General features: G+C 47.4%; 20 protein-coding genes. 7 read left to right on the plus strand and 13 right to left on the minus strand.

Annotated features, from left to right (window positions below; translation table 11 throughout):
- Nucleotides 1-87: 87 nt before the first annotated feature.
- The gene (locus FS818_RS28975; protein ID WP_186375584.1) at nt 88-252 is read right to left on the minus strand and encodes a hypothetical protein; all 165 of its coding nucleotides are present in this window, start codon (nt 250-252) and stop codon (nt 88-90) included.
- A gap of 61 nt (nt 253-313) precedes the next feature.
- On the opposite strand from FS818_RS28975, the gene FS818_RS24315 reads away from it, so the two are divergent.
- Nucleotides 314-1,444: a YheC/YheD family endospore coat-associated protein gene (locus FS818_RS24315; RefSeq protein ID WP_145335488.1), complete on the plus strand. Its 1,131-nt coding sequence runs from the start codon at nt 314-316 to the stop codon at nt 1,442-1,444.
- An 84-nt stretch (nt 1,445-1,528) separates the two neighbouring features.
- Nucleotides 1,529-2,323 (plus strand): archaetidylserine decarboxylase, encoded by a 795-nt coding sequence (gene asd, locus FS818_RS24320; RefSeq protein WP_145335490.1) that lies wholly within the window; start codon nt 1,529-1,531, stop codon nt 2,321-2,323.
- Nucleotides 2,324-2,758: 435 nt separating this feature from the next.
- Here the strand turns inward: asd and FS818_RS24325 are convergent, their stop codons facing one another.
- Nucleotides 2,759-3,544 (minus strand): AraC family transcriptional regulator, encoded by a 786-nt coding sequence (locus FS818_RS24325; RefSeq protein WP_090919385.1) that lies wholly within the window; start codon nt 3,542-3,544, stop codon nt 2,759-2,761.
- A gap of 60 nt (nt 3,545-3,604) precedes the next feature.
- Entirely contained in the window at nt 3,605-5,062 is a 1,458-nt protein-coding gene (gene pdxR / locus FS818_RS24330) for a MocR-like pyridoxine biosynthesis transcription factor PdxR (RefSeq protein ID WP_145335492.1), read from the minus strand.
- A 263-nt stretch (nt 5,063-5,325) separates the two neighbouring features.
- On the opposite strand from pdxR, the gene FS818_RS24335 reads away from it, so the two are divergent.
- From FS818_RS24335 to FS818_RS29120, 3 genes are all read left to right on the plus strand, one after another.
- Nucleotides 5,326-5,943, plus strand: a complete 618-nt coding sequence (locus FS818_RS24335; protein ID WP_145335494.1) for a pyridoxamine 5'-phosphate oxidase family protein — start codon at nt 5,326-5,328, stop codon at nt 5,941-5,943.
- Nucleotides 5,944-6,109: 166 nt separating this feature from the next.
- Nucleotides 6,110-7,408 (plus strand): aminotransferase class I/II-fold pyridoxal phosphate-dependent enzyme, encoded by a 1,299-nt coding sequence (locus FS818_RS24340; RefSeq protein WP_145335588.1) that lies wholly within the window; start codon nt 6,110-6,112, stop codon nt 7,406-7,408.
- A gap of 280 nt (nt 7,409-7,688) precedes the next feature.
- Nucleotides 7,689-7,814: a YjcZ family sporulation protein gene (locus tag FS818_RS29120; RefSeq protein ID WP_208606778.1), complete on the plus strand. Its 126-nt coding sequence runs from the start codon at nt 7,689-7,691 to the stop codon at nt 7,812-7,814.
- Between the two features lie 173 nt (nt 7,815-7,987).
- Here the strand turns inward: FS818_RS29120 and FS818_RS24345 are convergent, their stop codons facing one another.
- From FS818_RS24345 to FS818_RS24365, 5 genes are all read right to left on the minus strand, one after another.
- Nucleotides 7,988-9,205, minus strand: a complete 1,218-nt coding sequence (locus tag FS818_RS24345) for an ABC transporter permease (RefSeq protein ID WP_145335496.1) — start codon at nt 9,203-9,205, stop codon at nt 7,988-7,990.
- Between the two features lies 1 nt (nt 9,206).
- Entirely contained in the window at nt 9,207-9,959 is a 753-nt protein-coding gene (locus tag FS818_RS24350; protein ID WP_145335498.1) for an ABC transporter ATP-binding protein, read from the minus strand.
- 25 nt (nt 9,960-9,984) lie between these two features.
- Complete coding sequence (locus FS818_RS24355) at nt 9,985-11,364, minus strand: DEAD/DEAH box helicase (protein WP_145335500.1); 1,380 nt, start codon at nt 11,362-11,364, stop codon at nt 9,985-9,987.
- A gap of 183 nt (nt 11,365-11,547) precedes the next feature.
- Complete coding sequence (locus FS818_RS24360) at nt 11,548-12,321, minus strand: SDR family NAD(P)-dependent oxidoreductase (RefSeq protein WP_145335502.1); 774 nt, start codon at nt 12,319-12,321, stop codon at nt 11,548-11,550.
- Between the two features lie 58 nt (nt 12,322-12,379).
- Nucleotides 12,380-12,838 carry a chemotaxis protein CheX gene (locus FS818_RS24365; protein ID WP_145335503.1) on the minus strand — a complete coding sequence of 153 codons (459 nt, stop codon included), beginning with the start codon at nt 12,836-12,838 and terminating at the stop codon, nt 12,380-12,382.
- A 450-nt stretch (nt 12,839-13,288) separates the two neighbouring features.
- On the opposite strand from FS818_RS24365, the gene FS818_RS24370 reads away from it, so the two are divergent.
- The gene (locus tag FS818_RS24370; protein ID WP_090919420.1) at nt 13,289-14,191 is read left to right on the plus strand and encodes a LysR family transcriptional regulator; all 903 of its coding nucleotides are present in this window, start codon (nt 13,289-13,291) and stop codon (nt 14,189-14,191) included.
- A gap of 259 nt (nt 14,192-14,450) precedes the next feature.
- Nucleotides 14,451-15,260 carry a histidinol-phosphatase gene (locus FS818_RS24375; protein WP_145335505.1) on the plus strand — a complete coding sequence of 270 codons (810 nt, stop codon included), beginning with the start codon at nt 14,451-14,453 and terminating at the stop codon, nt 15,258-15,260.
- 696 nt (nt 15,261-15,956) lie between these two features.
- On the opposite strand, the gene FS818_RS24380 is transcribed toward FS818_RS24375, so the two are convergent.
- From FS818_RS24380 to FS818_RS24400, 5 genes are all read right to left on the minus strand, one after another.
- Nucleotides 15,957-16,604: a GNAT family N-acetyltransferase gene (locus tag FS818_RS24380; protein ID WP_145335506.1), complete on the minus strand. Its 648-nt coding sequence runs from the start codon at nt 16,602-16,604 to the stop codon at nt 15,957-15,959.
- Between the two features lie 143 nt (nt 16,605-16,747).
- Nucleotides 16,748-17,479: a metallophosphoesterase family protein gene (locus tag FS818_RS24385; protein WP_145335508.1), complete on the minus strand. Its 732-nt coding sequence runs from the start codon at nt 17,477-17,479 to the stop codon at nt 16,748-16,750.
- A gap of 31 nt (nt 17,480-17,510) precedes the next feature.
- Nucleotides 17,511-18,467 (minus strand): metallophosphoesterase, encoded by a 957-nt coding sequence (locus FS818_RS24390; RefSeq protein WP_145335510.1) that lies wholly within the window; start codon nt 18,465-18,467, stop codon nt 17,511-17,513.
- 190 nt (nt 18,468-18,657) lie between these two features.
- Entirely contained in the window at nt 18,658-19,422 is a 765-nt protein-coding gene (gene sdhB / locus FS818_RS24395; RefSeq protein ID WP_090919432.1) for a succinate dehydrogenase iron-sulfur subunit, read from the minus strand.
- Nucleotides 19,423-19,530: 108 nt separating this feature from the next.
- A complete protein-coding gene (locus FS818_RS24400) occupies nt 19,531-19,710 on the minus strand; it encodes a hypothetical protein (protein WP_145335512.1) in 180 nt (59 codons plus the stop codon).
- Between the last annotated feature and the right edge of the window lie 24 nt (nt 19,711-19,734).

The raw sequence follows: 19,734 nt of genomic DNA on the forward strand, positions 1-19,734 counted from the left end.
ATCATATGCTTTGAGCTGGGCATCTGCCACTTTTATGACCCTACTTTTGCACATCCTTGATCAGATTCCTGTCTACTCAGGTTAACGTTACATCTGCCTTGGCGTAATTAGGCTGTACGAAGTGAAGAGAGAAGGCGGCTGTCCACGCCCCGCATCCGCTCGTTTCATAAGATAAGATGTCTGGACATCAACGGATGTATAAAAATGCGTCTGCACACCGGTCTGCGTTATCGCGATGTTAAAACCATGCATTGACAGGCCGGCATACTGAAAAAAATCATGGTTGCGCGATAACAATGAAGGAGGAACGGTCATGCTCCAAGAAACGATCGGCATTATGTTCGATTCACGCATGTACCGGGGGATACCGGCCGGAAGGACCGGTCAGGAATCACTCGCCAATTATGAACAGGCTGCAGCCTGTTACGGATTAACGCCTTGTTTTTTAAGGCTGGAGGATATCGATCTGGATCGTAAAACATGTCTAGCTTATGTGAAAAAAGAAGGTCGATACGTCCGAGAACGTATCCCCCTTCCTTCCGTGATCCATAACCGCGCGCTCCAGCTTCGCCGTGCGGAGCAGCAACAGATTACACGTTTGCTCCTGCAAGGCATACAGGTGTATAACGTGCGTAATCGTTATCGGAAGGACCATGTGCATGATATGCTGCGGCAAGACCCTTTCTTAAAAGATCATCTGCCTCACGCGGTCAAAGCAACGCCCGAATCCCTCACTTACATGATGGAACATCATAAGGATCTCGTCATTAAACCGTGTAGCGGCAGCATCGGTCACGGCATTATGCGTCTCTTCCAGCAGGAGGGAAATTGGAGAATAACCTGTGAAACGAGGGCATCGCGTAAAGGCTGGGCCACCTTCAAGTTGAACCGGGGACAGTTGCCCTCCGCTACACTAAGGCGGATATTCCGCCATGCTTATCTGATTGAAGAACGGATTCCGCTCATCCGGTATGAGGGAAGGCCTGTTGATCTGAGAGTATCCGTGCAGCGCGGGAGAGATGGATTATGGAGTGTCACTGGCATGTTTGCCAAGGCAGCCCCGGTGCATACGTTTGTTACGAATATCGCGCAAGGCGGCAAAGTCATGACTGTTGCTGGAGCACTTGGTCTGGCTGAACCGAGTACGGAACTGTTCCAGCTGCAAGCCCGGATAACCATGGTTGCCCTTCGCATTGCTCACACGCTGGCTTCCAATTTGCCTCATCTGGCTGATCTGGGCCTCGACCTCGGCGTGACCCCAAACGGAGGAATTTACTTTATTGAATGCAATGGCAGGGATCAGCGATATGGTTTTCGCAAAGCTGGCATGCAGGAACATTGGCAGATGACATATAACAAACCAATGGCGTACGGACGGCTACTGGTCAATCACAACTCCAGCATTCCAAGACAGCCACAAACCTATGATCGTGGATTGTATTGATTTCATTCGTGATTTGTGTCAATATTATGCAGAATGGCCGCTTTTGCGGCCTTGAAGTTTGTATTAACCCTAAGGGGGATATTCATGGCAAAAACGCTGTTGCGATTAATGACTGAGCTTTCTTCGCGCAAATGGATCTCCCGGACCGTGGGAGCTTTCTCCAAAAGCCGGGGAAGCAAAGCATTTATCCCTTATTTTGTCCGGACCTACAACATCCCTGTACAGGAAGCCGAGAAGGATTGGAAAGAATATCGTTCCCTGAATGATTTCTTCACTCGCAAATTAAAACCCGGGATGCGCCCGCTAGACGTTTCGGAACATGCGTTAATCAGCCCTGTCGACGCCAAAATTACGGCAGCTGGCCCGATTTCCGCAGGAACCATTCTGAATGTAAAGGGACAAGATTATACACTTGCTGAATTGTTAAACCATTCTCCACATCTGGAGAAGTACAAGCATGGTTATGGTTTTGTGCTCTATCTCAGTCCGCGCGACTACCACCGCATCCATGCACCTGTCAGCGGTCGTAAGATGGAGAGCGAACATATCAAAGGCAAAGTTTATCCTGTGAATGATTTCGGACTCACCCATATGAAGTCCGTGCTGAGCCGCAACGAACGGCTTATTACGTATATTCAGCATGAATATGGCGAAGTAGCTGTCGTCAAAGTGGGTGCAATGAATGTCAGCAGTATTCAATATGCCGATATCGACACCCAAGCTTGGGCTCAAGGAGATGACCTGGCCTATTTCGAGTTCGGTTCTACCGTTGTGTTGCTTATGCAGACCGATACCTTCGAACCACTCCCTGATTTGAAACCTGGAGATTCCGTTAAAATGGGCGCTTTACTTGGTCGTCTGAAACCCAAACAACCTTAATCTCATACGCAAAATAAAGAGGATGACGTAGCACCTGCAATCAGGTCTTATGTCATCCTCTTTATTCTTTATCATAAATGCCTATGATTCATGATATGAATGTTACCCATCTGAATACTTATCTCAATATCATTTCATGTATACACGCATGGCGTGGCCTCTCTTCGGCTGAATCGCCTGTTCATAAGAAGGTAATAGCCATATCTGCAAACGTTAGAACCATACGTCCTGCAGTTCCTCAACGGGTTTCAGCCGGCGCAGACGTTTCCGAAAAATACTGCATCCCTTAATGGAATTTCTACGGCTACGAACCCGTCTTTTTCCGTTCATCATCACATGTTCCTCCTTGTAAGGTCATCTGGAATGGTAGTTACTTACCCTAGCCATCCAGCATTGAAACGTTGTGATGTTTGCGAACGAGACGTGGGCGTGTCTTTAACGAATCTCTGACGGGCTTTTGCCCGTATATTGCTTGAACTGACGGCTGAAGAAAAAGATATCCCGATAGCCCAGTGCATCCGCAACTTCGGTCACGTTCATACCGGTATGCACCAGAAGATGTTCTGCCCGTTCAATGCGCATACGAATAATATAGGACTGTACCGATGATCCGACAAGTTCCTTGAACTTGATTGAAAAATAACGCGGCGACAGACCGGCTCGTGCGGCCAGATCCTCTACGCGATGAGTTATTCCGGGATGCTGACGAACATAATTCGCGACCTCCTGAATCACATCGGACAACTGATTACTTACCTTTTTCTCCACAGGTTCTTCCGTATCCGCACGCAGCAAATGGATCATTAACTGCTTCAGAATCAGCCTGCTCTCTTCATCACGTCCATACACATCGGACAAAAACAGCCTTACGTAACGTGCAAGCAAATGCTCGAACTCCACGGTCTCCTGCACTTCACGGTAAGACTGAGGTACATCCACAACAGGCTCGTCCACATCGAAATGAATATATGTAAGCACCAGTGGTTTCTGTCTGTTATGCGTTGCGCTTGTATGGTCTCCCGGACGAAACAGGAAACAACTCCCTTTGCCAACCTCGTAAGGCTGATCATTCAAAATAACCGTGCCTTCACCGCTCCACACGTAAAATAAATCATAATTTTGCATCGGTTTTTCACGCTTCTGCCATTTCCAGCCCGGCTCACAGACTATTTTGGCGACAGCGGGCAAAATTACAAATGATGACGGCGATGCCTGCAGCATGTCGCCACTCCCCCTTGACAGTTAATCTCTTTAAACACTTATCCCATTATACAGCGGAATTCACTGAAACGAAAATGTACACTTCTCCCACGCAGCTTGCATCCGCTGTATCCCTTCACGAATCTCCTCTTTTTGCAGATGAGCAAACCCGAAACAAATCGCAGCATGCCCCGGAATCAAGCGATACTGCTCTACATCCCGGAACAAAACTCCTTGCTTATGAAGCTCTTTGGTAAACCGTTCATAACTTGCCTGGTCACCGTTCCAGATCGCGTAAATGGCCAAACCGGCATCCCCTGGCTGCATGGTGAATGCTTGCGGCAACCACCGATTCATCTCCTCCACAAAAAAGTCATGCCGCTCCCCATATAGCCGGGTTAATCGACGTAAATGCCGCATGTATCCACCTCGTGTCATAAATCTGGCTAGTGCACGTTGTTCCAGCAACGCAGGTGACACCGGTTCATACAGAGCCTTGGCAGCCAGCAATGGCTCGACCAGACTGCTCGGCAATACCGCATAACCGAGCCGGAACGAAGCGGGCATCGTTTGGGAGAAGGAACCGATATATATCACGCGTTGCTCACGATCAAGCACCTTAAGTGGTTCAATCGGCCGTCCACCCCAGCGGAACTCACTGTCATAATCGTCTTCCACAATAACGGCATTTTGTTTTGATGCCCAGTTCAGTAAGGCACGCCTTCGTTCCAGCCCTAACACCGCTCCGGTCGGGAACTGACGAGTCGGCGTGACAAATAATGTCTTTGCCTGCCAATGCTGCGGGATAATGCCCCCTTCATCAACCGCTGCGGGTATTACCTGACCGCCGCAAGATCTGACCGCATGTACAATGCCTTGATAACCCGGACTTTCCAGCACCACAGGGCTTCCCTCATCAATGAGTAACTGGGATAACAGCGTAATGCCTTGCATCGATCCACTGAACAGTACGATCTGTGAAGCTTCCGTTTGAATACCACGTGTCCGGCGAAGATGTGCGGCAATCGCTTCACGCAGCTCCGGATCACCGGCTGCACCACCTGCATCCCGCCAGCCACTACGATGAACCGCAGCGAGTGCGCTTTTCCACTCGGCTTTTGGAAAATGTTCTGGCAACAATCGCTGCATCCGAAAATTGATGACTGATTCCTGTGCCAGTTGCACCTCTACACGTGAACGATTGTGTTCTGCCGTTAATGCGCGAAGACGCTCTCCCCATGGAGATAAAGGCAACACCGCTTCGCTATGATCGTTGTAATGCACGGACAAGGATTCCGTAACATAGGTTCCTTTTCCCGGATAAGCACGGACATATCCATCCGCAAGCAACATATCGTATACCTGGGCTACCGACCCGCGCGACATGTCGTACTGTTTCGCCAGTAAACGCGTAGATGGCAACCGTGCTCCCGCTTCCAGTGCACCTGAATGAATCGCATCCCGCAGTGCGTGATATAACGCTTGATATTTGTATCGATATTGGAGCTCGTATGAATCAAGTGGTAGCCACAATTCCATGCGATTCCCCCCTTAACATGTCTTCTTGATCTTTAATTCTATTTTCACTTCTATCTTTTCCTGGTCTTACTTCCTGCTTAAAATCATCTTCTATTCCAATTGGCCTATAAAAATGAATGTAAATTGGATCTATTTTACTGTCAATATTCGTTTTATGGTTATGTTCATGGAATGCAATACTGTAATCATATTTCTGACATGTTCTAATGGCTTTCTACATTCAGACCTGTCCTAACAATTTCTACAATAATGGGGGAAATCACATGAGACGCAAAGAGTTTTCGGTAGAAGAAGAACAGGCAATCATTACATTTCTGGACCAGTGCTCATTCGGTTTTTTGGGTACCGTCAGCCCGGATGGAGAACCGAGAGTCACACCGCTGAATTTTGTATATATGGATGGTTGCTTTTATTTTCATGGAAGTTTAGCCGGTGAAAAAATGAAACAGATCAAACAGAACTCGTCTGTCAGCTTTACCGTGGCGGAGGAATTCTCGCTGATTCCTTCTTTTTTCAGTGACCCTGAACTGGCCTGTCCTGCAACCTCTTTTTTCAAAAGTGTCATGGCATCCGGTCTGGCAGAGCGTGTAGAAGATCTTGATATTAAAGGTAAGGTACTGCAGCGGTTTATGGAGAAACTCCAACCGCAAGGCGGTTATGTACCGATTGATGCACAGGACTCACGCTACACCGGGCAACTCAAAGCTGTTGCTGTCGTTCGAATCGTACCGGAGCGACTCAGTGCCAAGTTTAAATTCGGGCAGAATTTGACACCTGAACGATTTGATCATATCAGCGATGAACTGCATAAACGAAACGAAGGCCGGGATCATGAAACGGCTGAAATGATGCGAAAGTATTGCCCGTACCATCAGGAGTAACTCGTCCAAATCCGGCCTTACATTCATGCTAATGTTGCATTCTGACCCCGCGCAACAACGCGGTGAAGTGATATAACTGTCATATTGCGTAATTTCCGTGACGGGGCCATGTCAAGGTGTTATAATGTTAGGCAGTGAATCACAAAGACTTGGAAGGATGAAAAGAATGAATCCACTGGCTGAACAGTTGAACGAAAGTATTCAGGCCGGCAGCAGTCACGTCTACTCCATGCTGTCACAACTCGGCAAAGAAATTTATTTTCCTAAAGAAGGTATCTTAAGTCAATCTGCGGAAGCAGCAAGCTTGGCCAAGACCTATAATGCAACGATTGGTATCGCTCTGGAGGGTGGAGTACCCATGCATCTTCCGGTGATTCAGGAGAAGTTGTCCGCATTCCAGCCGAAGGATCTGTATCCTTACGCACCGCCTGCAGGCAAACCTGAATTACGAACCGTTTGGAGAGAGAAGATGCTGAAAGAAACCCCTTCTCTGGAAGGTAAATCTTTCGGGAATCCAATTGTAACGAACGCACTGACTCATGGACTCAGCATCGTAGCCGACCTGTTCACTGAAGAAGGGGACGCTGTTATATATCCGGATAAAAACTGGGAGAATTACGAGCTGACTTTCGGAATTCGTCGACACGGCCAGTTGATTTATTATCCATTGTTTGATGATCAAATGAACTTCAACAGCAACGGGCTGCTTCAGGCGTTGCTTGCACAAAAGGACAAAGGGAAAGCCATTGTTCTGCTGAACTTCCCGAACAATCCGACAGGTTACACGCCAGGCGGCGCAGAAGCAGATGCCATCGTTGATGCCATTCGTCAAGCTGCTGAAGCGGGTGTAAATGTTGTTGTCGTTACAGATGATGCTTACTTTGGTCTGTTCTTTGAAGATTCCATTCATGAGTCTCTTTTTGGTAAACTGGCCAATATCCATCCACGTGTATTAACGGTGAAAATCGACGGTGCAACGAAGGAAGAATTCGTATGGGGCTTCCGTGTAGGATTCATTACATTTGCTCATGAAGATGCTGCTGTTTTGCATGCATTGGAGCAAAAAACACTTGGTATCATCCGTGCAACGATTTCAAGCGGACCACATCCTTCACAGACTTTTGTTCTGGATGCGCTGAAAGCACCGGAGTTTGAAGCACAGAAACAAGAAAAGTTTGAGATTATGAAAGGCCGTGCCAACAAAGTTAAAGCAATCCTGGACAGCGGTAAGTATGGAGACGTATGGGATTATTATCCGTTCAACTCCGGTTACTTCATGTGTCTGAAGCTTAAACAAGTCGGTGCTGAAGCACTCCGTAGCCATCTGTTGCACCAATATGGTGTGGGCACGATTGCACTCGGTGAATCGGATTTGCGAATTGCCTTCTCTTGTATTGAGGAAGCAGGTTTGGAAGAACTGTTCGATACGGTCTATCGCGGCGTTCAGGATCTACAAACGACTTAGCATATAAGTAATATAACCTTCTAATTTAGATGGTCTCAAAAATAGAACCCTTTGCGGCACATTGCGAAAGCTAATGTCACCGCCGAAGGGTTTTTTCGTTTTAGTACATTCACATTTTCAGAAAACTTCAATTGCGTCCACTAAGGCTCCTACCCTCCTACTGGACAGATGCCCAAAACACATATGCACGGGCAGAGGCCCAATCAGCCTAACACCATGACACATAATATACGATGTACGCAAGGGCGTGCCAAACCATTACTCGAAAGGGGTATGAACCATGTCCCAAGTTGAAGATACAAGAGGCGGATACGGATACTGTGGCGTTGGAGGATTCACAAACATTGGTGCCATTCTCGTACTGTTCATCCTGCTCGTAATCATCACAAAATCCTTCCTGTACTAATACGCCTTCGCTATGTATACGCACACGACATCATGAGTTTACATCACACATCAATAAAGAAGGGTATTTCGGGATACAGCCCGAAATACCCTTCTTTTCTTGCTTCTACGACTCATTCACTTGTGATGAATAAACCTGACGGCTCAGCCAAAGCTTAAGCTAATTGGGTTCTTCTACTCGTCCTCTTCCTCTTTGAGCCATTTGCTGCCCTGCGAACGACGCATCAGCACAATCACAAGTACACCGAGTACAAGTGCAATGCCTGTTATGCTCAGACCTTCCATTCCTGCTGCCAGCATCGGCAACCACATGAGCAATGCGGCTATCACATTCAGTTGGAAGATGAAACCGAGCACCTGTGAACGGCGGCTCTCTCCTGAGATCGGATAGATCATGATCCAGAAGGATTCACTGTGACTGCGGCGCAGCACCCCCAGTTGAATGCCTGTAAGTAGCAGGAAGAACAGATATACCCCGATTCCGAAGTAACTGCCTGCCGTCCACCAGGAAAGCAACATACCCAGAATGATCAGACGCAGAACAATGGTGAATACTTCCGTTCGAATAAATGTTTTGGTCATGAGATATCGGTAAGCCTGTCCCGCATTCCATGGAAGCCCATTGCCCCATTTGCTGAGCCAGCGGCGAGCGTTTACCTTTTGCCCGGACGATGGCACATCGACAAACCAGCCTAATGTACGCATCACTCTGCCTGCCTGTGTCTGCTCCACCTGAATCAGACGTTCCCAAGCGACTCGGTGTTTAACAGGTATACGCAGCGCAACGATATAAACAGCGGCCAGTAACAACAGAAACCAAAGGCTGCGTAGTGGCGGTTGCCATAGCCAGGCGGCAACGGCAAGTATAGCCAGTGCCCAGCGTAGCATCCGATATCCCTTGGACGCTCCAGCCTGAACCATCCTCAGTTCTTGCCATGCACCATAACTGGACAACACTTTCCATAGTACGAGAAACAACATCGACCAGCCTAGTGGTTTGGCATCTACATCTGCCCTTACATAAAGTGGCCACAAAGTAAGAAATACAAAAAGCAACAACAGCATCTTATAAATAACGCCACGCACAAAGCTGTTTTTCAAATAATCCTGCATCCGGTACTCCTGCGGCCGCAAGAAGACAATATCTGCCGGAAGCAAATATGTACGATAACTGCTAAACAGTGCAAGCGGAGCCAGCAACAATAAAGCAATCCAGCGAATCGGAAATCCCGCAGGAATATTCTGTACGAAGGAGGTATACCAAGCGGAGAAAGCGATGACGAGAAACAGAAATACCATCGCCACGCCGCTCTGAATGACATAGCCCACATAAGGTAAAATTCCATTCCAAAAACCTGTCCGACGTTGCTTCCATAACAGCTTGAGATCCATACTAATCCCTGCCTTGCACGAGGGAGTAGAACATGTGCTCCAGCGGTGTGTCAGGCTCCCCGAACTTCGTACGCAGTTCGTTTAATGTTCCTTGAGCAATGACCTGTCCACGATGCAATACAACGAAGCGGTCACAATAATTTTCAATCGTGGACAAAATGTGTGAACTCAGCAGAATGGAAGACCCGGCTGCTTTCATCTCCAGCATAAAATCAAGCAGTGAACGAATACCCAACGGGTCGAGTCCAAGAAATGGTTCATCGATAATGTAGAGTGGCGGTCCTGCCACAAAAGCACACATAATCATGACCTTTTGACGCATCCCTTTGGACAGATGTGTGGACAGACTTGTGCTTTTCTCATTCATGCGGAACAAATTCAGTAACTTCTCTGTCCGTTGTTTAAAATCCGCTTCGGACACATTGTACGCTCTTGCCGTAAACTCCAGATGCTCCATGACGGTCATTTCATCATATAATTCAGGAGATTCCGGTACAAAGGCCATCGCAGATTGGTAGATCTGTGCATCCTCATCCCGTTTTTTGCCCATTACCCGAACTTCTCCCTGTTGCGGAGTCATCAGACCGAGAATATGTTTCATCGTTGTACTCTTGCCAGCACCGTTTAATCCAATCAATCCGACCATTTCTCCGCGGCCCACTTCCAGGTTCACGTCATGAAGCACTGGCCGTTTGGCACTGTACCCACCACTAAGCCCGCTGATTTGCAGCACAGGCGATTGAACATTTTCCATCTATCCCTGCACCCCTTTCATCCGATTATTCCTCAGAGCGCGGCGCTCTGTCTTTGCTCCATTTGGGCGCTCCCTTGTTTTTGCGGTTCTGGTCGCTCTCTGTGCGGCCTCCGTTACCACTAGGTTTGCCGCTTGCGGGACGCTGACCCGAATTCGAAATGGTTGCTCTCGTGCCCGGTTTCCGGTTCCCTTGAGCTGGCTTGCGATCACGGGACTGTCCCGGTTTCCGCGAGAACGAATGTCCTTCAGGGCGCGTATCCGGCCGCGGATCAGCCACCAACACTTTACCTCCGAAGAGTGTACGCTCCTGTAATTCAATTCCGAGTTCGCGAGCGAATTTACGCATGATGAAAATTTGGGTTTCATCGACGATGGACAATACAATTCCTGAACGTCCCATTCGGCCTGTCCGGCCTGCGCGATGAACATAGTGCTCTGAGTCAAAAGCAGGGTCATAGTTGATGACCATTGGCAAACCTTCAATGTCCAATCCTCTTGCCGCCACCTCGGAGGCGATCAGCAATTGAATTTTGCCGTTACGGAAGGCGGCGAGTACGTTGCTGCGAGTCACTTTGTCGGCATCTCCGTAAAGCGCAGCTGCGGACAGCCCGAGGTGATTCATTTTTGCCTCAACCTCACCGATATCCTCCGTTGCATTCACAAAGACGATTGCCCGATCCGGGTTGTATTGTCTAACCAGGCGACGCAGCATATCGATCTTGTTGCGGCTCTCTTCCACAAAATAATAATGTTCGAGTCCTGCAGCCGTCGCACGATCCGGTTCAATACCGATATGAACAGGCTCTTTCATCTCGCGCTTAGCAAGCGTAGCCGTATGTTCGTCAATTGTAGCTGACAGGAAGATTAACTGACGGTCGCGCAGCGCACTTTTCAGCACAAATTCCACGTCACTTACACCGCCGAGCTGGAACACCTGATCTGCTTCATCAATAACAATGGTCGATACATTGTGCATTTTCAGCTTTTTAAGTGTGATCAGTTCCTTCAACCGTCCAGGCGTACCAACAACCAGCTCTGGATGCTCACGCAATTTCTCGATCTGACGTTTCACGGCAGCGCCGCCAATCAGACCTTGTACACCGATGCCGCGATCCGCACCGTAACGCTGAGCCTCACGCACAATTTGCATGGCAAGTTCCTGCGTTGGTGCAATAATCAGTTTTTGGGTTCCTTTAATATCACTTTTGATGGATTGAAGAAGCGGTAGCAGATACGCCAGCGTTTTGCCTGTTCCTGTCTGTGACTTGGACACCACATCTTTCCCTTCCAGAATAACCGGAATGGTCTGTGCCTGTACCGGGGAAGGCTCGTTAATGCCGTGCTGAGCTAACAATGCTCCCAGATCCTCTGCTACGCCAATTGATGCAAAAGTTTGATTCGTCATGTATTCCATCCTTTAAATTTATTCTTAAAAAAACAAAAGCCTGTCATCACATTACCTTTCATTATATGCGAAATAAGCCCGCTTACCAAATCTTATTGCCGAAATGTTCAAGTCTGCGCAAAAAAAAGAAAAGCCCCTCGGCGGAGCCCTTCTTCATCCGATATATGGTGCACTCGTTACATTCTACTTCTGATTCATTACACCGTGTGACAAGCGGTCAGCCAGTCTCGGGAACAACTGATATAGCCAAATACCCGCTGATGCCAGCCGTGGCAAATTCACTTCTTCCTTGCGTTTCTTCATGGCCCGAATCATATGGCCCGCTACATTCTGAGGTGTCAGCATCAGCCAGCGCACATTGTTTACGTAATTCCCTGAAGGATCCGCACGATCAAAAAACGGTGTGTCAATGGGACCTGGATTAATCGTCGTGACGGTAATTCCCGTCTTGCGCAGTTCCTGACGCAGTGCGTTGCTGAATCCAAGTACAGCATGCTTTGTAGCCGTATACGATGCTGATTTGGCCGTCCCTATTTTACCAGCCATCGAAGCTACGTTTACAATCTGGCCTTTGCCCCGTTCAAGCATATGTGGAAGCACCGCTTTGGTACAACGGACAATGCCCATGTAATTGACGTCCATCATCTCATCGAATTCTTGTACAGACATGTCTGTCATGGCAGCAAATTTTCCGTATCCGGCGTTATTCAGCAAAATATCGATTCGTCCGTATTTATGTAACATCTCATCTACAGCCGTCTGAACCTGCTCACTGTCTGTGACATCCAGCGTAAGCAGTTCATGCCGCCCCCGTAGTGAAGCACCAATCTGATCCAGCTTATCCCGCGAACGGGCAGCCAAAATCGGGATGGCTCCTTCCTCGATCAGCATTTGTGCACAGAGCGCACCGATTCCACTTGATGCCCCTGTTATAAAAACAACCTGATCTTTCAGCATGGTTGATGTCCTCCCGTAATAAAACACATTGGGCCTCTTGAAGGCCTATGCTTCTATTTTACGAGATCATCACCTGAATATCCATCTCGCCAATTCCATCCATCATCAAAGGAATGCTAAGCGCTTTTGTTGCATTGAATTTAGCTAAAATTTCAGATTGCATCACTTGAGGAGGCGTAATATCCACGACAACGCCTTGGTTGGACAGAATTGTACTTGCATTACCACTGATCATGTTACCGAGCTCAGAGATCGCACTTTTACTCATATCGTCCATCTCGGTGATGACAAAACCACCCATCATAGCTGAAACGATTTTCAAAGCCACCGTCTCTTGTATACCAAAAACAATATTTCCGCTCAACTGCCCCGTCATTCCAATTACGATCCAGACATGGTCAGCAATGTACTCTACATTTTTCACGCCAAGATTCCCGGTGGAAGGCGAAACCTGGATGAGCTGTTCAAAAACGTTGCGTGCAGATTCCAGGAATGGGTTAATTACTTCCGCTTTCACTGTATATGTCCTCCTCACACTGGGTTATTGGTCACACACCAAAAGTCCCATATTCATTAAATTTATTATACTTTATCACGTACGAGAATTCATTAAGAATTCAGGAAATCTTGTGTACTATAATTTATCGTCATTAGAATAGCAAATGTTTATAGCTGTTTTTGTCGCTTTACACTTTTGGAAAGAAATATTATTCCCTCGTTGATACTGTAAAAAGAATGTAGGACTTTTATACCGGTTGTGTATATAGTTAAAATTTTAAATTTTAGCTTACTTCACATTTATTCCATTTATTTAGTCCATTAGTCTACTTTCAAATAGGCGTATGCCCTTCATTGCTCTGATCTCCGTAATCCCCTATAATTTAAGATAAAAGAAACAGAACCCGTCACGGAATTCACTGCATGACACATGACATACAGAGGATATTTTGTTGCAAGGAGGCCGTATATGAACATCAGCCAGCTCGAAACGCTGATTACTATTTCCAAAACGATGAGTTTCCGTAAAGCGGGAGAACTTCTCAACCTGACACAGCCGGCTGTCTCCGCTCAGATCAAAAGTCTGGAAGACGAATTCAACACCGTTCTTGTCGATCGGAATCAACCCGTAACCCTCACCGATCGTGGGCAGGTTTTTCTGGAACATGCTGAACGGATGCTCGATATTGTAGATGAGTTAAAACAAAAGCTGTCCGATCTTGATGAAACGCCACAAGGACGTATTGTACTCGGAACAACGACATCCATTGCGATCCAAATATTGCCAAGGGTGCTCTCTTATTTTCAGGATCAATTTCCACTCATTAAAACAAGCATACAATCTCTGCCCTCCGCGCAGATTTATACACAGGTCGAGAATGGTCTGGTGGATATCGGAATTGGATATTTGACCGAACGGAACCCTAACCTTAGTACATCGGTGCTATACTACGATACATTTGAGCTTGTTGTATCCCCTTCCCACCCGCTGGCGAAGAAAAAACATGCCGCAGTTGATGTACTGCGGAGCACACCTCTGATTCTCCTGTCCCCGGATACGGTTGGGCGCCGGTTTACGGAAGCCGTTTTCAAAAAATATAACATCGAACCCAATGTTGTCATGGAGTTGTCGAGTAGCGAAGAAGTGAAACGAATGGTGGAGATTGATCTCGGTGCAGCCATTATCTCCAAACAATCTGTTGCACAGGAGCTGCGGCAAGGTACACTCCGCATGATCCCTTTAAGTGAGCTTGAGGTCAGCCACCCTGTAGGTGTCATTTATAAATCCAGTCGTTATCTGAATTCGGCGATGCATCAGTTTCTGAGTGATCTCAAAGGCATGCCGGAGACTCAATTTATCAGCTCGGAATAAGCCTAGATAAGTTGAACTATTCTTTTTACACGTGAACGGAGAGGACAGAAAAAACCTGAAAAGCGGAGCGCTCGCCTGAAAGCTTTCTGCAAGAAAGCTACATCGGAAGCATACGCTTATCACCGGATTTTCCCCTTCGGAAAGGGAATCAAAAAAATCTGGGGATAACAGCGATTGAAGGTTGTTCTGTCATCGGAGTGGATTGTATAAAATCTTCAGTTCAACTTAAATAGATGAAAAGAAAGGGTAGGGATTCCATATGAAATTTGATCTTCATACACACCATTTCCGCTGCGGTCATGCGGACGGCAACATCAGGGATTACATTGAAGCAGGCATAGAGGCAGGACTTCAGGCTATTGGAATCTCGGATCACACCCCTTACTTCGGCAGTGAACTGGAGCAGGCTCATCCGCGAATTGCAATGGGTAAATCTGAATTACAACATTATGTAGCTGAAGTGCTCGCGTTAAAAGAAGAATATGCCGGTAAAATTGACGTTTTGCTCGGAATCGAATCCGACTACTTTCCATCACATGCTGAATTGTACCGGACAACGCTGGGACAGTACCCGTTCGACTATATTATCGGTTCCGTGCATCACACGGAGGATATCAGTATTTTCAACAAAACCCGCTGGAACGGACTAAGCAACGCTCGCAAAATTGAAGTGAAAGAAGGCTACTATGCGCTAATCGCAGAATCGGCCCGTAGCGGCATGTTCCAGATTCTTGGGCATATCGATGCGATGAAAGGCAACTATCCGCCATTTTCCGAAATTATTGCAGATCATGCGATTGACGAAGCTCTTCAGGTGATAGCCGATGCCAACGTGGCGATTGAGATCAACACCTCGGGCAAAACCAAGCTTAGTGGCGGTTGGTACCCGTCCGATGCTATCCTGGAACGTGCCAATCATTACGGCGTAAAAGTGACCTTCGGTTCAGATGCTCATATCCCGGGCCGGGTAGCTGATGAGCTTGACCTTGTTCGCACACGTCTGCGGGAGATCGGCTTCACCGAATGGGTGTATTTCAAACAAAAGCAAATGCAGATTGTTCCGCTATAAAAGCTGGTGAAACACAAAGATCCCCACGTAGCATGAACTAAGCGTGAGGATCTTTTCTTTTCTTGTTTTATCTAATTCCCTGGTAAGGCTACCCGTCATATCTAACTCACACCCTGTTTCTGGTTCCCATCGTACTCTAACGATCACCAGAAACCTTATTTCGCGTGTATTGGAGGGTTTTACATTCTAACGATCACCAGAAGCGTTATTCGGGTGAATTTGCTGTAAATAATAGAATTCTGACCGAGTTTCAGCAAAATAAGCTCCAATGGGATCGTTAGAATTCCAGGCGGCCTGTTCGGGGGCAAATAAGGTTTTCTGAGATCGTTAGAATTCCAGAGTTCATAAATTCCAATCAAGGTGTGTCTTGAAACTTTCTGTGGTGCATCCTTTACTGCCTTTTACCTCCTCCTGTGCCACTTTCCCTTAACGTACCCCAGCATATCTGCGGGAAAATCTCTGGCTTGGAACGAAAATTCAGCAAATTTGGCTTTCTTCAGCGTTTTCAGACACACTCTAGTAGATTATATTTTCAGTCAAAAAAAATGAACCCGCTCAGAGCGGGTTCCAACAGCATTATCTATTATCAAAAAGGGGGTCATGAGATAAGTTTACCCCTTGTCTGTTAGAGTTCAATTGCAACTATATTTCAATTGTGTAACAAATGATTGAAGTTCGTTTCAGTTACCTTATCCTCTATTCCGTTATGACATTCCCGGCTTGTTCGATGTAAGCTTGCGGAAGCTGTTCGAGGTACAGATCATGCTGGAACTGTTCGCGGTACATACCATACACCTTAACATCCATCGAGCTTTCGAATGCCCCGTCTTCACTGTCGTTCAGTCCATATGACGGAAGATTACGCTCATAAGTCATGCCCATTTTAAGCAGTACCCGTTCAGAGGAACCATTGGCCTCGTAACAGCGTGCTTCAACTCTCCACAGATGAAGCTCATCAAATCCGAATGTCAGCAAACGATGCACCGCTTCCGTGGCCACGCCTTTACCCCAGCACGCCTTGTCCAAGATGTAACCGATCTGTGCAGTCCCTTTTTGATCATTCCAATGCTGAAAAGAGGTAAGGCCGATCACTTGCTCTCTGCCCTTCCAACAGATGCCGTAATGCAGTGAATCCAGCTTGGCGCTGCTGCTCCGAATCTGGTTTAACAGTTTTCTCGCCCGAATGGGTGGAGGTTGGCTCCCTCGATTGACGTATCGAATCACTTGAGGATCGGATAAGAGTTCAGATAAAGTGATGTAATCACTTTGACGTAATGACCGAAGTACAAGACGCTCTGTCCATAAGGCTGGTAGCCCTTGGATTAGCATATTTCGATTAAGCATGACAATCACTCCTTTGCCTAACGGGCTCTAGTCCGGTAAGACAAGCAAGCTCTAAGGATGATCCGGCATGATCCTACGATTGAATGACATAAATTGTAGTATGTCCTGTCATTATTCAGCTTTATTCGGTCATGATACTCCAGTTACTCTTGTAATCCGCGATAGATACCTGAGCGTATTTCACGAATATATGCTTCAAGTGCCGGAACTTCTGCTTTTTGTGCAATCCGTACTTCATGTTCAATATCGTAAGGAACCCGAACAAACTGAAGGTTAAACGGCTTTTGGCTATCATCGCCGTATTCCCCTTCAAGAATACAATATGAGGCTTGCGGAAGATCAAGCGGATTACCTACGCTACCCGTGTTAAACAGCATTTTCCCTTCCAGATATTGAAGGAAAGCATTATGAACATCACCATAACCCACCACGTCAGCCGCTCCAGCCTCTGATTCGTCCGTCGGAGGATCAAACATGGCCAGCCGCTTGTCCATCTCATCCCATGGCTGTACGCGATGGTAGACACTTTGCGGTGAAGCATGGACTAATCGAACGGTCCGTCCGCTTAATTTGAATTCATAACTGAAGGGAAGGCTTGCCAAATAAGCCACTCTGTCGGCTCCCAGTCGTTCAGCTTGCCATGTGAAATCACGGACGTCCTGATTCACCGCGATCAGTTCATCCCAGTTGCCACGAATGACCACTTCACATGTTGCTCTGACCTGATCCACCACTTCAGCTGGTTGCGGCCCTTTGCCCACAAGATCACCCAGACAAAATATCCTGTTCAAACCACGATGCTGCATATCTTTCATCACAGCTTCCCAGGCAGTCATGTTGCCATGAATGTCGGATACAATCGCTATACGTTCCATCTGGTTAACCCCCATTCATGTATGTTAAGCCTCATCTTTCACTTACATCATCCCGGCTTAAATGAAGCACGGTCAGTTCAGGTCTGCATAGAAAACGAATGGGAAGCTGCGTCATGCCAAATCCCCGATTCACGTAAACAGGCATCTGGGGCGTAGATGTATAATGCAATCCCTGGATATATTTACGTGACCCCCGCGGAGTCGTCATTGCACCGAACCAGGGAAAACGGACTTGACCACCATGACTGTGACCGGAGAGTTGCAACCCAAATCCATGCGGAGCGGCATAATCGGCATAATCCGGTTCATGCATAAGTAGCAGTTTCCACACACTCTCACTTAACCCTGTAACGGCCTCTTCCAAGTCGGGCTCTCCTGTTAACGCATCATCCAGACCTACTACCGCAAACTTTCCGTTTCCACGTTCAATAACGATATGCTGGTTGAGTAAAAGGGTAAAGCCCGCTTCACGGAACATCTCCATCACATCCTGCTGTTGACGTCCTCGATAATCATGATTCCCGAGCACCGCAAACTTCCCGTACCTTGCTGTCATAGAGGCAAGAATCGGTACACACTCACGCATTGGCTCGGATTGTCTCTCAACGATATCTCCGGTAAAACAGATGAGATCCGGTTGCTGATCCTTGATTTGCTCTGCCAGTTTGCTCAACTGTTTTCGCCCTGTATGAAAACCAAGGTGTACATCACTGAAATGAACGACACGCAGTCCATTAAACGCTTCAGGAAATGAGGGGAACTTAAGATCAATATGATTGACTTGTAGACGCCGCGGCTCCCAAAGCGCGTATCCCAGTGTCAGCACACTCGCTACCAAAGTCATTACATGTTTTCGTAGTTGGAACATTCGACGAGAAGGATCATGATCCTTTTCTTCTCCAGGAAAAAGAGGTGAATTCGAACGGTTTGGCCCGTTCAAGTGTCGGGACGGCGAGTTGCCGCGGTTCAACCGTGGTGTCTTTCCCATCATTCCCCTCCTCGGCTCAGTTTTCTTAAAAGTTGTTACAGGTCATATCCATCCCTGTAGTATACCATATTCTGCCTTGCATGCTTGCTTCCTTCGATTGATGACAAAAGAAGCCGTGACCCGCCAAATTCTGCGCGGGATCACGACTTCTCAGAGGAGCAGATTGAACCTCTGCTTCTCGATTACACCATTATACACCCAGCCAACGTTTGAACATATGCTTGGTGGTTTGTTTATTCATCTCAGCGATGGACGTTGTGAGCGGGATGCCTTTTGGACATGAACGCACACAGTTCTGCGAGTTTCCGCAGCCTTCAATACCGCCATCGTCCATCAACGCTTCCAGACGTTCTTCTGCGTTCATCTCACCGGTAGGGTGAGCGTTAAACAGACGAACCTGGGACAGCGCAGCTGGACCAATAAAATCCGTTTTTTCGTTAACGTTCGGACAAGCTTCGAGACATACGCCACAAGTCATACACTTGGATAGCTCATAAGCCCACTGACGTTTCTTCTCAGGCATACGGGGCCCTGGACCAAGGTCATACGTACCATCGATTGGAATCCATGCTTTAACGCGCTTCAGAGCGTTAAACATCCGCGTACGGTCAATGACAAGGTCACGTACCACCGGGAAAGTTTTCATGGGTTCAATGCGAACGGGTTGTTCAAGCTTGTCGATCAAAGCCGCACACGCTTGACGCGGTTTGCCGTTAATAACCATGGAGCAGGCGCCGCACACTTCTTCAAGACAGTTGGATTCCCAACAAACCGGCGCAATGGATTTACCATCCTTATTTACCGGGTTCCGCTGAATCTCCATCAGGGCGCTGATCACGTTCATGTTCGGACGGTACGGAAGTTCAAACTCCTCAGTATATGAAGATGACTCCGGGCTGTCTTGACGGGTGATAATAAACTTGACGGTTTTACTCACTGTTGCTTGTTCCGCCATATCGTTGTCCCCTCCTCTGGTGACGATGATTGTATTGCTGGTGCGCAAAGCTGATTGTTTGGGTGCTCGGGTGGACGCTCCGGTCGCGGAATGCCCCTTGGATCGCCATTATCCTCGTATTTTTTGATCCACCCTTACCGGGGTGAAAATTCGATGATAAAGGCGAACGCTTTGCTTCTTTTCGGGCATTTCCGCTTCCTGCGCTACGCCGTGCACCTTGTGCTGCTTTGCTGGAAGTTGCAATCCATTCATCTGGATTGCTTTAAATTTTTGTGGAAGCCTGCTCATGCTGAGCTTCCTTGAAATGAATGA

The sequence above is a fragment of the Paenibacillus xylanexedens genome (genome assembly GCF_007680605.1).
Lineage (GTDB): Bacteria > Bacillota > Bacilli > Paenibacillales > Paenibacillaceae > Paenibacillus > Paenibacillus xylanexedens_B.